Source organism: Pseudomonas sp. NY5710 (assembly GCF_013305665.1).
In the GTDB taxonomy this organism is placed as follows: domain Bacteria; phylum Pseudomonadota; class Gammaproteobacteria; order Pseudomonadales; family Pseudomonadaceae; genus Aquipseudomonas; species Aquipseudomonas juntendi.
In genome coordinates this window covers 5053059-5065571 of the sequence record NZ_CP045554.1, presented here as the reverse complement: position 1 = coordinate 5065571, position 12513 = coordinate 5053059, and the positions used below count along the sequence as shown (strand labels likewise).

The following is a 12513-nucleotide window of genomic DNA, read 5'->3' as shown; positions in this document are numbered from 1 at the left end:
TGGGCGGCAACCGAATCCTCTGATCGAGATACACTTGTGATCGAAAATCTGCGTAACATCGCCATCATCGCCCACGTTGACCATGGTAAAACCACCCTGGTCGACAAACTCCTGCGTCAGTCCGGCACCCTGGAGCGTAACGAGCTCAACGACGAGCGCGTCATGGACTCCAACGACCAGGAAAAAGAGCGCGGTATTACCATTCTGGCGAAGAACACCGCTATCAACTGGAACGGCTACCACATCAACATCGTCGACACCCCCGGCCACGCCGACTTCGGTGGCGAGGTCGAGCGTGTAATGTCGATGGTCGACTCGGTGCTGCTGCTGGTCGACGCCCAGGACGGCCCGATGCCGCAAACCCGCTTCGTGACCAAGAAGGCCTTCGAAGCCGGCCTCAAGCCCATCGTCGTGATCAACAAGGTTGACCGCCCGGGCGCGCGTCCGGACTGGGTTCTGGACCAGATCTTCGACCTGTTCGACAACCTCGGTGCCACCGATGAACAGCTGGACTTCAAAGTCGTCTACGCCTCGGCCCTGAACGGCATTGCCGGTCTGGACCACACCGCCATGGGCGAAGACATGACCGCGCTGTACCAGTCGATCGTCGACAACGTACCTGCACCGTCTGTTGACCGTGACGGCCCGTTCCAGATGCAGATCTCCGCACTGGACTACAACAGCTTCCTCGGTGTTATCGGCGTTGGCCGTATCGCCCGTGGTCGCGTCAAGCCGAACACCCCGGTGGTCGCCATCGACACCAACGGCAAGAAACGTAACGGCCGTATCCTGAAACTGATGGGCCACCACGGCCTGCACCGCGTCGACGTCGAAGAAGCCCAGGCTGGCGACATCGTCTGCATCAGCGGTTTCGATGAGCTGTTCATCTCCGACACCCTGTGCGCCCCGGACGCGGTAGAGGCGATGAAGCCGCTGACCGTTGACGAGCCAACTGTTTCGATGACCTTCCAGGTCAACGACTCGCCGTTCTGCGGTAAAGAAGGCAAGTTCGTCACCAGCCGCAACATCAAGGACCGTCTGGACAAGGAGCTGCTGTACAACGTAGCCCTGCGCGTTCAGGAAACCGATTCCCCTGACAAGTTCAAGGTATCGGGCCGTGGCGAGCTGCACCTGTCGGTACTGATCGAAACCATGCGTCGTGAAGGCTTCGAGATGGCTGTTGGCCGCCCTGAAGTGATCATCCGCGAAGTCGACGGCGTGAAGCAGGAACCGTTCGAGAACGTCACCATCGACATCCCTGAAGAATCCCAGGGCAAGGTCATGGAAGAGATGGGCCTGCGTAAGGGTGACCTGACCAACATGGTGCCGGATGGCAAGGGCCGTGTTCGCCTGGAATACAACATTCCAGCCCGTGGTCTGATCGGCTTCCGTAACCAGTTCCTGACCCTGACCAACGGTGCAGGCATCCTGACCTCGATCTTCGACCGCTACGACACCATGAAGTCGGGCCAGATGTCTGGCCGCCTGAACGGTGTTCTGGTTTCGGTCGAGACCGGCAAGGCACTGACCTACTCGCTGGAAACCCTGCAGGCTCGCGGCAAGCTGTTCGTTGAACACGGCCAGGAGATCTACAACGGTCAGATCATCGGCCTGAACAGCCGTGACAACGACCTGGGCGTGAACCCGACCAAGGGCAAGAAGCTGGACAACATGCGTGCTTCGGGCAAAGACGAAGTCATCGCCCTGGTACCGCCAGTTCGCCACACCCTGGAACAGGCCCTGGAATTCATCCAGGACGACGAGCTGTGCGAAGTCACGCCTAAGTCGATCCGTCTGCGCAAGAAGATCCTGGACGAAGGCGAGCGTACCCGCGCTGCCAAGAAAGCCAAGAACTGAGTTAGCTCAGGCTGAATGAAAACGCCCCCGGTCGAAAGGCCGGGGGCGTTTTCGTTTGTTTGGCGAAGTGGTTTGTAGTCTATGTCTTAAGCAGGCGTAAGTTACGCCACTCATGGGCTTTCCGCCCTTGTGGGGGGCGGCAGGGTGACCTAGCGTGGAGTGATTTCTAGATAAGGAAGCACTCATGAAATACCGGTTCGCGCTCCTCGTCCCCTGCCTGGTGGCGAGCTTGCCCGCTAGCGCGCTGCAGGACTGCACAGGCCTGCGCCCCCAGCACGTTGCGCGCTGCCATATCGACAACGTACGCCAAACCCCGTTGGAGTCCGTGCTGGTTGAACAGGTGTTCGAGCCTGGTTACGCGTTTCGCCGGCTACAGATGGTTTCGCAATCGTGGGCGCCGGAGCCGGTGGTGGAACCACGCCGCTGGCAGCATGATGTGGAGCTGCACATCCCGCACAATGCGGTGCCCGGCAAAGCCCTGTTGGTGGTGAACAACGGCGTGCGCCACGGTCCGGCGCAAACCCCGGACTACGCTCGCGACGCATTGCGTGAGGTCGCCATGAAGACGCAGATGGCCGTGGTCATGGTCAGCGACGCGCCCAACCAGTACGTGACTTTCAGCGATGCCAGCGAGCCCCTGCGTGAAGATGACGCCGTAGCGCATACCTGGGCGCACGCGCTACGTGGGGCCGCAGCCCCGGAGTTGCCCCTGCATGTGCCCATGGCTGCAGCGGCAAGCCGGGCAATGGACCTGGCCGTCAAGGAGCTGCAATTGCAAGGGCTCACGGTGAACCAATTCATCATCACCGGCGCCTCCAAGCGTGGCTGGAGCGCTTGGCTGACGGCATTGGCCGACGAGCGAGTAATGGCCATCGTGCCCAGCGTGATCGTCGTTGCAGATACCTCAGCCATGCTGGCTGGTTTGCGCAAGCGCTATGGCGGCAACTGGCCATTGGCTTTGGCCCCTTACCAGCAGGCCGGGGTGCTGCAACAACTGGGTACTGCGCCCTTCGACAAGCTGATGGCGATGATGGACCCGATGCAGTACCTGGACGAGGACGGCCAGCGCCTGGCGATACCCAAATACCTGGTATCGGCCAGTGGTGACGATTTCTTCGCCCCTGACCCGGTCACCGATTATCAGCAACGCCTCCCAGGGCAGACCAGCCTGAGGGTGCTGCCCAACTCCGACCATGGCGGCGTGCGCCACGCGGTAATCAGTACCTTGGTGCCGGCGCTGGTGCGTCTGCGCGATGAAAAACCGCTGCCCAGCGTAAGAGCGTCAGCCGGCGAGCAGCCAGGACAAACACTTTTCGAGCTGTCCGAGCGGCCTGTGGCCGTGACGGTGTGGACGGCAACCAACAGCCAGGACCGCGACTTCCGTTATGCCTGCGGCGTGCGCTATCAAGCTGAAGCGCTCGCGCCCAGCCAGCGCTTCATGCTGCAGCGGCCGATGCCGGCCGTGGGGTGGCAGGCACAGTTTGTAGAAGCGAAATTCGCGGACGGGTTCATCGCCACCAGTGCGGTCAGCGTGGTGCCGCAGGCGTATCCGGAGCATCCGCCAACAGACCACGGCGGGGCCTGCCAGAGTTTCCCTGCTGGCAGCGGGTGAAAGCCCGCCCAGCTACCTGATCAGCGCCCGACCACCTTGGGCTTGTACGCACAATACCCCGGCCGCGGGCCAACCTTGGGGTGGTTGCGGCAGGTGTCCGGGCGCTTGTCATAAATGGTGCACAGGCGGCTTTTACGATCCAGATACATGCAGTCGTCGTTGCTCATCCGGGTCAGGGTGAAGATGCCTGACTTCTGGTTGAAGCGCTCGATGATGCCTTCTTTTTGCAAGCGCTTGGCCACGTTCTTCGGCGGTTCGTCTTTCTCGAATTCGTCGACTACGCCGATGCGGATCAGATCCTTGATCTTCACCTCCACCGGCAGGGTGCAGCAGGTCGAATGGCAGCCATGGCACATGTTGCTGGTGTAGCGCTGCCAGGTCTCCAGGCGGTCGACTTCGGCTGCGGCGATCAGGGTCGTTTTCATCTTTATAAAGGGCGGATCACGGTCTTGGGGCGCGCGATGATACCGGAATTGTTCAATTTATGAACAACCTTTTGCCGGAATCACCAAGTCGGCATGAAAACTGCGAACCGTAACTGTCTCCCCCTGTCGAAGGGTCTAGTCTGAACACTCTCCCTCCGCTTTCGTCAACTTGCCCGAGGATGCCCCATGTCTCAGGAACCTGAAGCTCGTGACGCCGAAGTCGCGGATTTTCGCGCTGCCGTACTGAACAAGCTGACCTACGCGGTTGGCAAGGACCCGGAGCACGCCTTCGACCATGACTGGTTCGAAGCCATCGCCCTGGCCGCGCGCGATCACATGGTCGACCACTGGATGGACCACACCCGCCAGGCCTATCGACGCAGCCAGAAACGGGTCTACTACCTCTCCCTGGAGTTTCTGATTGGCCGCCTGCTCTACGACAGCCTGAGCAACCTGGGCTTGCTGGACATCGCCCGAGAGGCCCTGGAAGACCTGGACGTGGACCTGGAGCGCATCCGCCTGCTGGAGCCCGATGCCGCATTGGGCAACGGTGGCCTGGGGCGTCTGGCCGCCTGCTTCATGGAAAGCATGTCGACCCTGGGCATTGCCGCCCATGGCTACGGGATCCGCTACGAGCATGGCTTGTTCCGCCAGGCACTGGTCGATGGTTGGCAGCAGGAGCAGACCGAAAACTGGCTGGACTTCGGCAACCCTTGGGAGTTTGAGCGTGCCGAAGTCATCTACCCGATCAGCTTTGGCGGTAGCGTCGAAACGGTGCACGACAGTAACGGCAACCAACGCCAGGTGTGGTCACCTGGCGAGACCGTGCGTGCGGTGGCGTACGACACGCCGGTGGTCGGCTGGCGGGGTTCGAGCGTCAACACCCTGCGCCTGTGGCGGGCACGGGCGCTGGAAGAGCTGCACCTGGAGCGTTTCAACGCCGGTGACCACCTGGGCGCAGTGGCCGAGGTGGCGCGTGCCGAGAGCATTTCGCGTGTGCTGTACCCGGCGGACAGTACCGAGGCCGGGCAGGAACTGCGCCTGCGCCAGGAGTATTTCTTCGTATCCGCGTCACTGCAGGACTTGCTGCGCCGCCACCTGAACCAGCATGCCTCGCTGCTTAATCTGCCCGATGCGGCCGCCATCCAGCTCAACGACACGCACCCGTCCATTGCCGTGGCGGAGCTGATGCGCTTGCTGGTGGACCAGCACGAAATCCCATGGGACAAGGCCTGGGAGCTGACCGTCGGCACCCTGGCCTACACCAACCACACCCTGTTGCCCGAAGCGCTGGAAACCTGGCCGGTGGCGTTGATGGAGCGCATGCTGCCGCGGCACATGCAGATCATCTACCTGATCAACGCGTACCATATCGACAGCCTGCGTGCCAAAGGCCTGCACGACTTCGACGTGCTGCGGGCGGTGTCGCTGATCGAGGAAGACAACGGCCGCCGAGTTCGCATGGGCAACCTGGCATTCCTCGGCTCGCACAGCGTCAACGGGGTTTCGGCGTTGCACAGCCAGCTGATGAAGAGCACGGTGTTCGCCGAGCTGCACAAGTTGTATCCGCAGCGTATCAACAACAAGACCAACGGCATTACCTTCCGCCGCTGGTTGTACCAGTCCAACCCGCAACTCACCGACATGCTGGTGGAGGCGCTGGGGCCGGAGCTCAAGGACGACCCGGAGGGGCGCCTGGCCGGTTTGGTGCCGTTCGCCGACAAGGCGGGTTTCCGCAAGCAGTTCGCGGCTCAGCGCCTGCACAGCAAGCGTGCCTTGGCCAGCATCATCCAGGACCGCGTTGGCGTAACGGTCAACCCCGAAGCGCTGTTCGACGTGCAGGTCAAGCGTATTCACGAGTACAAGCGCCAGTTGCTCAACCTGCTGCATACCGTGGCCCTGTACCAGGCCATGCGCAACGACCCTGGCACCAATTGGGTGCCGCGGGTGAAGATTTTCGCCGGCAAGGCGGCGGCCAGCTACCACCAGGCCAAGCTGATCATCAAGTTGACCAACGACATCGCCCGGGTGGTGAACAACGACCCGACCGTGCGTGGCCTGTTGAAGGTGGTGTTCCTGCCCAACTACAACGTCAGCTTGGCGGAGAGCATCATCCCGGCTGCGGACCTCTCCGAGCAGATTTCCACGGCCGGTTACGAAGCCTCGGGCACCAGCAACATGAAGTTCGGCCTGAACGGCGCACTGACCATCGGTACCCTGGATGGGGCCAACGTGGAAATGTGCGAGCAGGTCGGTGCCGACAACATGTTCATATTCGGCCTGACCGCCCAGCAGGTCGAGGCGCGCAAGCGGGCGGGTGATTTTGGCGCCACTGCGGCGATTGCTGCGTCCAACCGCCTCAACGACGTATTGCAGGCGATTCGCAGCGGCGTGTTCTCGCCGGACGATCCTTCGCGCTACACCGGCTTGATCGATGGGCTGGTGGCCTACGACCGCTTCCTGGTATGCGCCGATTTCGATGCCTACTGGGATGCCCAGCAGCGCGTCGAGGACTTGTGGCACACGCCGGAGCAATGGTGGCGTATGGCGGTCCTGAACACGGCGCGGATGGGCTGGTTCTCATCGGACCGGACCATTCGCGAATATGCTACGCAGATCTGGAAGGCGCTGGATTGAAGATGCCTGCACCGCTTTCTTCACGGGTTCGCTCGCGAAGAAGGCGGGCGCCGACCACCGGCCTGGCACACGCTGAACTACCGACCGATTGTGCCGTCAGAGTGCCGTGGCGAGTCTCATCACTCGCTAGCCTGCAACTCTCCCTGTAAACTGCGGGGGTTTTTCATCTCCCCCATCCTTTCGGAGCCATACATGTCCCGCGTTACCCTGAGTCGCTATCTGATTGAGCAGACCCGCAGCAACAATACCCCTGCCGATCTGCGCTTCCTGATCGAAGTGGTGGCGCGTGCGTGCAAGGAAATCAGCCATCACGTGTCCAAGGGCGCCCTCGGCGGTGTGCTGGGCAGCATGGGCACGGAAAACGTGCAGGGCGAAGTCCAGAAGAAACTGGACGTGATTTCCAACGATATCCTGCTGGAGGCCAACGAGTGGGGCGGCCACCTGGCCGGCATGGCCTCGGAAGAAATGGACAACGCCTACCAGATTCCGGGCAAGTACCCCAAAGGCGCCTACCTGCTGGTCTTCGACCCGCTGGACGGTTCGTCGAACATCGACGTCAACGTGTCGGTCGGCACCATCTTCTCGGTACTGCGTTGCCCTAACGAGTACCTGAGCCAGAATGAAACCCTGAACGAAAACGCCTTCCTGCAGCCAGGCACCCAGCAGGTGGCTGCCGGGTACGCCATCTACGGCCCGCAGACCATGCTCATCCTCACCTTGGGCAACGGCGTGAAGGGCTTCACCCTGGACCGCGAGCTGGGCAGCTTCGTGCTTACCCACGAGAACATCCGCGTGCCGGAAACCACCGCCGAGTTCGCCATCAACATGTCCAACCAGCGCCACTGGGAAGCCCCGGTGCAGCGCTACGTCGGCGAGTTGCTGGCAGGCGAGACCGGCCCGCTGAAAAAGAACTACAACATGCGCTGGATCGCCTCGATGGTGGCCGACGTGCACCGCATCCTGACCCGTGGCGGCCTGTTCATGTACCCACGTGACGCCCGCGAGCCAAGCAAGCCGGGCAAGCTGCGCCTGATGTACGAAGCCAACCCTATGTCGTTCATCATCGAACAGGCCGGTGGCGCCTCTACCAATGGTTACGATCGCATCCTCGACATCAAGCCAGAGAGCCTGCACCAGCGTGTGTCGGTCATTCTCGGCTCGAAAGAAGAGGTCGAGCGCGTTACCGCCTACCACAAGGAGTAAGTCATGCTCGCACCTTGGCAGCCGTTGCTGGAATGGTGGTTCGGTTGGGGCACCAGTGCCCAGGCCGTGGCTGACGAGAAGAGCACGCTGTGGTTCGGCAAGCACCACGATGCCGAGGCCCATGCGCAGTTCGGTGAACTGGTTGAGCAGGCCCTGGCCGGCGGGCTCGACGAGTGGCAGCAAAGCCCGCAGGGCTGGTTGGGTCTGCTGCTGCTGCTGGATCAGCTGCCACGCATGATCTACCGCGACACGCCGCGCGCCTTCGAGGGTGACCGGCGTGCCCAGGTGGTGGCCATGCAGGGCCTGCAGAAGGGCTGGGACTACCAGCTGCTGCCGATCCAGCGGGTGTTCGTGCTGGTGGTGCTGGAGCACGCCGAGGTGCTGGATTGGCAAAACCTGTGCGTCGAACGCTTTCAGGTGCTGCTGGCCGAGCAGCCCGAGGCCAGCCGCCGGTTGTTCGAAGGCTTCCTCGACTACGCCCAGCAGCACCAGCGGGTGATCGCCCGGTTCGGTCGCTTCCCGCACCGCAACCTGGTGCTGGATCGCCCGAGCACCAGCGAAGAGATGGACTTCCTGCTGGAGCCCGGGTCCAGGTTCTGAGATTGCAGGGCCCTGCTACGCAGGCCATCGCCACACAAGGCCGCTCCCACAAGGGGCGGCTTTTTTATTGCCCGTTAACTAATGCTTTGTGATTAATCGCACAGTAGTGGCCACCCGACCAATGGTGTAGGGGTATAGGGGGGAGGGCAGGGAACAAAGGAGGGATTTTCACGTCGAAGGTCACTGCAGGCCACTCGCCTGTCTCATCTACCCAGGAGTGTCCTTCAATGTCGTTGCGTTCCCTCGCCCTGTTGTCGCTGTGCGTCGTGCTGACTGCCTGCAGCAAAATCAACCAGGAAAACTATTCCAAGATCAAGGCCGGTATGAGCAAGGCCGAGGTCGAGCAGTTGCTCGGCACACCGACCGAATGTTCCGGCGCGTTGGGCATGAGCAGCTGCACCTGGGGGGACGAGAAGAGCTTCATCAGCGTGCAGTATGCGGCTGACAAAGTGCTGATGTACTCAGGGCAGGGCCTCAAATGAGGTGTGTGTACCTGCTGATGGCGGTCTGCCTGGCGGTGCTGCTGGGCGGTTGCGCGGGCTCTGTGCATGACCCGTTGGCGCCGAAAACCGCCGGCAACGTAGACCTCAAGCGTTACCAGGGCAAATGGTACGAGCTGGCACGCCTGCCCATGCGCTTCCAGGAGGGCTGCGAACAGTCCGAGGCCCATTACAACCTCAAGCCCGATGGCAGCTACGGGGTACTCAACCGTTGCCGCACCATGGGTGACGAATGGTTGCGCGCCGAGGGACATGCCAATATCCAGGAGCCGGGCCATACCGATAAGTTGTGGGTCGAGTTCGATAACTGGTTCACCAAGCTGGTGCCGGGCGTGGCGCGGGGTGAGTACTGGATTTTGTACGTCGACGAACGCTACCGCACTGCCATCGTCGGCAGCCCGGACCGTAAGTACCTGTGGATCCTGTCACGCACGCCGACCCTACCGGCCTGGCAGCGCGAGAACCTGTTGGCCAAGGCCCGCCAGCAGGGCTATGACACCAGCCGCTTGATCTGGCGCGCTTCCGACCAGCAAATCGTCAAGATGCATTGATGGCAGCGTTGCCGGCCTTATCGCCGGCAAGCCATCTCTCATAGAGCACTACATAACTTATAGATTTAGCAGGGGCCCTGGACTGCCCCCAATAAGTTGGACAGTTTCAGCTAGCAGCCCCTGCAGCATGAGCCCTGTATTTCACAGGGCTCATGCCATTGAGCTTTAGCTTGATGCGGTCATGGTTGTAGTAGTGGATGTACTCATCCAGACCGGATTTCAGTTCTTCAACGCTCTTGAAGCGCTGCGGGTAGAAAAATTCGGACTTAAGCGTACCAAAAAAGCTCTCCATAGCCGCATTATCCAAGCAGTTTCCTTTGCGTGACATGCTCTGCTTCACCCCTTGCTCGGCCAGTTTGTGGCGGTACTGCGAGTGTTGGTAGTGCCAGCCTTGATCCGAGTGGAGTACCAGTTTCGGCTTGTTTCCCAGGCGCTTGAAGGCCTTGCCCAGCATGTTGGTAACCAGCCCAAGGCATGGCCTGCTGGCCACTTCGTAGGCCACAATTTCGGCGTTGTACAAGTCCATCACGGGGGAGAGGTAGACTTTTTCCTGAGCCACTTTGAACTCGGTCACATCGGTCACCCACTTCTGATTCGGGCGCTGGGCGATAAAGTTTCGCTCCAGCAGGTTGGGCGCGATGGTGCCGACGACTCCCTTGTACGACCGATATTTTTTCGGCCGCACGAGTGAGCGAAGATCAAGCTCGATCATCAAACGCTCCACCACTTTTTTGTTAACCAAGGTCCCGCCATTGCGGATCACGATCGCAACGCGCCGGTAACCGTAAAGCCCTTTTTCCTCGTGATAGACACGCTGAATCATCTGCTTCAGAGCAGCATGCTATCAGGTTGGCCTGCGCTTGAAGCTGGTAATAGAACGTACTGCGCGGCAGATCCGCCAACTCCAGAACAGCGGCCAAGGGAAACCTGTCCTTGAGCGCAGACACGATCAGGGTTTTTTGGGCTGCCTTCGCTCCTGCTTCTTCAACTCTTCCAGCTTTTTTAGGTAAGCGTTCTCCATGCGCAGCCATTCAAGCTCAGCCAGCAACTGGTCGCGGCTTTTATCGGTGTCATCAGAGGTTGTGGGTTTGATGGGGTAAGGCTTTTTCGACATGGCAGCAGGTTTTCTTCTCTTGGGAGCAGGCGAAGCCGGACTTCCACTGTAGTACTGCCGCGCCCAAATGCCTATCTGCGAAGACTGACCAAGACCAAAATGGGCGGCGGTCTGGCGCAAGGAAAGCTGATGCTTGTGCATGTACTCAAGGACTGAGCGCTTGTAGGTCGCACTGTACCGCTGGCCTGGTTTACGCAGACTGAACTGGCCATGTTTCTGGAAGCTGGAGACCCAGCGCCGCAGCAGGCTGAAGTCCACTGCAAGTCGCTGGGCTACTTTTCGGAAACCTTCACCACCCTCCAGGTAGGCATGAACGGCTGTAAGCTTGAATTGGTCTGAGTACTTGCTCATATGGACACCCCAAGAAATTGGATTGGTGTCCAACTTCTTGGGGGCAGTCCACCCTGTGGGAGCGGGCGTGTCGAGGCGTCGAACCGCCGCGAACACCGGCGGAGCCGGTGCAAGCCACCGCGGTGGATTTTTCGCGGGCGCGCCCGCTCCCACAGGCCCGCATCGCGCTTACGAATTGGACAGCGCAGCCCGTAGGGCTGTGTGAGCTCCCACAGGTGCTACGTAGTTCTCAAGCTTTGTGATGGCCCTGAATTACCCCAGCAACTGCCGCAGTACCTCGGCAAACGCCACCCGGCTTTGTTCCTCCTGGGCGTGCCGCCCCTGGCGCACTACCCACTGCCCATTCACCATCACATCGCGCACCTGGCGATCGCCGCCGGCAAACAGCCAGCGGTTGAGGATGGCATCACCCTCGGCCATCGCCAGGTAAGGGTCCTGCCCGTCGAGCACCAGCCAGTCGGCACGTTTGCCCACGGCCAGCGCCCCGATTGGCTGCCCCAGAGCTTGGGCGCCGCCCGCCAGCGCGGCGTCATACAGGGTGCGCCCGACCATTGGCTGGTCGCCGCGATACAGGCGGTTGCGGCGCTGGTCACGCAGCCGCTGGCCATATTCCAGCCAGCGTAATTCCTCGACCACGCTCAGCGATACATGGCTGTCTGAACCAATGCCCATGCGCCCGCCCTGGGCCAGGAACTCCACGGCCGGGAAAATCCCGTCGCCCAGGTTGGCCTCAGTGGTCAGGCACAGGCCTGCCACTGCGCCGCTGCGGGCCATGGCTGCCACTTCGTCGGCTGCTGCGTGGGTGGCGTGTACCAGGCACCAGCGCCGGTCGACGTCGACATGCTCGTACAGCCACTGCAGGGGCCGCAGGCCGCTCCAGGCCAGGCAGTCGTCGACTTCCTTCTGCTGCTCGGCGATATGGATATGCACCGGTGCTTGCGTGTTGCTGGCCGCCAGCACTTCGGCGAGCTGCGCCGGCGCCACCGCCCGTAGCGAGTGGAAGCACAGGCCCAGGCGCTGCGCGGGCTGTGCGGCCAGCGCGGGGGCCAGTTGCGCCTGCAGTTGCAGGTACTGGTCGGTAGTGTTGATAAAGCGTCGCTGGCCGTGGTTCGGCGCCAGGCCGCCGAACCCGGCATGGCTGTACAGCACCGGCAACAAGGTCAGGCCGATACCACTGTCAGCGGCGGCCGCACTGATGCGGCGGGATAACTCGGCGGGGTCGGCGTAGGGCTTGCCGGCCTGGTCATGGTGCACATAGTGAAACTCGGCGACCGCGGTGTAGCCGGCCTTGAGCATCTCGATGTACAGCTGGCGGGCAATGACCTGCAGCTGTTCTGGGCTGACCTGGCCGACCAGCCGGTACATCAGGTCGCGCCAGGTCCAGAAGCTGTCGTTGGGGTTGCCAGCAACCTCGGCCAGCCCCGCCATGGCGCGTTGAAAGGCATGCGAGTGCAGGTTGGGCATGCCGGGGACCAAAGGCCCGGCGAGCCGTTCGGCCCCCTCAGGCGCAGCCCCAGGCTCGATACTGGCCACGTAGCCATCGCCGGCGACCTCGATGCGGACATGGCGGGCCCAGCCGCTGGGCAGCAGGGCACGTTCGGCGAAGTAGGCGGGCATGGTGCAAATCCTGTTATTGTTAGCTTGTATATACATATACAGGCGT

General features: G+C 61.5%; 9 protein-coding genes and 1 pseudogene. 7 read left to right on the top strand and 3 right to left on the bottom strand.

Annotated features, from left to right (window positions below; translation table 11 throughout):
• The first annotated feature begins 36 nt into the window (after positions 1-36).
• Positions 37-1857: a translational GTPase TypA gene (gene typA / locus GEV39_RS23300; RefSeq protein WP_009681218.1), complete on the top strand. Its 1821-nt coding sequence runs from the start codon at positions 37-39 to the stop codon at positions 1855-1857.
• Positions 1858-2041: 184 nt separating this feature from the next.
• Complete coding sequence (locus GEV39_RS23295) at positions 2042-3469, top strand: PhoPQ-activated protein PqaA family protein (RefSeq protein ID WP_173891376.1); 1428 nt, start codon at positions 2042-2044, stop codon at positions 3467-3469.
• Positions 3470-3489: 20 nt separating this feature from the next.
• On the opposite strand, the gene GEV39_RS23290 is transcribed toward GEV39_RS23295, so the two are convergent.
• A complete protein-coding gene (locus GEV39_RS23290; RefSeq protein WP_003249225.1) occupies positions 3490-3894 on the bottom strand; it encodes a YkgJ family cysteine cluster protein in 405 nt (134 codons plus the stop codon).
• A gap of 186 nt (positions 3895-4080) precedes the next feature.
• Between GEV39_RS23290 and GEV39_RS23285 the strand changes: the two genes are divergently transcribed.
• From GEV39_RS23285 to GEV39_RS23265, 5 genes are all read left to right on the top strand, one after another.
• Positions 4081-6531: a glycogen/starch/alpha-glucan phosphorylase gene (locus GEV39_RS23285; RefSeq protein WP_173891375.1), complete on the top strand. Its 2451-nt coding sequence runs from the start codon at positions 4081-4083 to the stop codon at positions 6529-6531.
• A 192-nt stretch (positions 6532-6723) separates the two neighbouring features.
• Positions 6724-7734, top strand: a complete 1011-nt coding sequence (locus tag GEV39_RS23280; protein WP_009681216.1) for a class 1 fructose-bisphosphatase — start codon at positions 6724-6726, stop codon at positions 7732-7734.
• A gap of 3 nt (positions 7735-7737) precedes the next feature.
• Complete coding sequence (locus GEV39_RS23275; RefSeq protein ID WP_173891374.1) at positions 7738-8334, top strand: DUF924 family protein; 597 nt, start codon at positions 7738-7740, stop codon at positions 8332-8334.
• Positions 8335-8561: 227 nt separating this feature from the next.
• The gene (gene bamE / locus GEV39_RS23270) at positions 8562-8816 is read left to right on the top strand and encodes an outer membrane protein assembly factor BamE domain-containing protein (protein ID WP_009681214.1); all 255 of its coding nucleotides are present in this window, start codon (positions 8562-8564) and stop codon (positions 8814-8816) included.
• Positions 8813-9385 (top strand): lipocalin family protein, encoded by a 573-nt coding sequence (locus tag GEV39_RS23265; protein ID WP_173891373.1) that lies wholly within the window; start codon positions 8813-8815, stop codon positions 9383-9385. Before bamE ends, GEV39_RS23265 begins: the two co-directional genes overlap by 4 nt.
• Positions 9386-9491: 106 nt before the next feature.
• On the opposite strand, the pseudogene GEV39_RS23260 reads toward GEV39_RS23265, so the two are convergent.
• Both GEV39_RS23260 and GEV39_RS23255 read right to left on the bottom strand, forming a co-directional pair.
• A pseudogene (locus GEV39_RS23260) lies at positions 9492-10850 on the bottom strand (IS3 family transposase).
• Between the two features lie 252 nt (positions 10851-11102).
• Positions 11103-12467, bottom strand: a complete 1365-nt coding sequence (locus tag GEV39_RS23255) for a formimidoylglutamate deiminase (protein ID WP_173891372.1) — start codon at positions 12465-12467, stop codon at positions 11103-11105.
• Positions 12468-12513: the final 46 nt, after the last annotated feature.

What these genes read in the sequence shown, in the direction of transcription:
- GEV39_RS23295 (WP_173891376.1), top strand. Translation starts at nt 2,042, where the DNA reads ATGAAATACCGGTTCGCGCTCCTCGTCCCCTGCCTGGTGGCGAGCTTG.
- GEV39_RS23290 (WP_003249225.1), bottom strand. Translation starts at nt 3,894, where the DNA reads ATGAAAACGACCCTGATCGCCGCAGCCGAAGTCGACCGCCTGGAGACC.
- GEV39_RS23285 (WP_173891375.1), top strand. Translation starts at nt 4,081, where the DNA reads ATGTCTCAGGAACCTGAAGCTCGTGACGCCGAAGTCGCGGATTTTCGC.
- GEV39_RS23280 (WP_009681216.1), top strand. Translation starts at nt 6,724, where the DNA reads ATGTCCCGCGTTACCCTGAGTCGCTATCTGATTGAGCAGACCCGCAGC.
- GEV39_RS23275 (WP_173891374.1), top strand. Translation starts at nt 7,738, where the DNA reads ATGCTCGCACCTTGGCAGCCGTTGCTGGAATGGTGGTTCGGTTGGGGC.
- bamE (WP_009681214.1), top strand. Translation starts at nt 8,562, where the DNA reads ATGTCGTTGCGTTCCCTCGCCCTGTTGTCGCTGTGCGTCGTGCTGACT.
- GEV39_RS23265 (WP_173891373.1), top strand. Translation starts at nt 8,813, where the DNA reads ATGAGGTGTGTGTACCTGCTGATGGCGGTCTGCCTGGCGGTGCTGCTG.
- GEV39_RS23255 (WP_173891372.1), bottom strand. Translation starts at nt 12,467, where the DNA reads ATGCCCGCCTACTTCGCCGAACGTGCCCTGCTGCCCAGCGGCTGGGCC.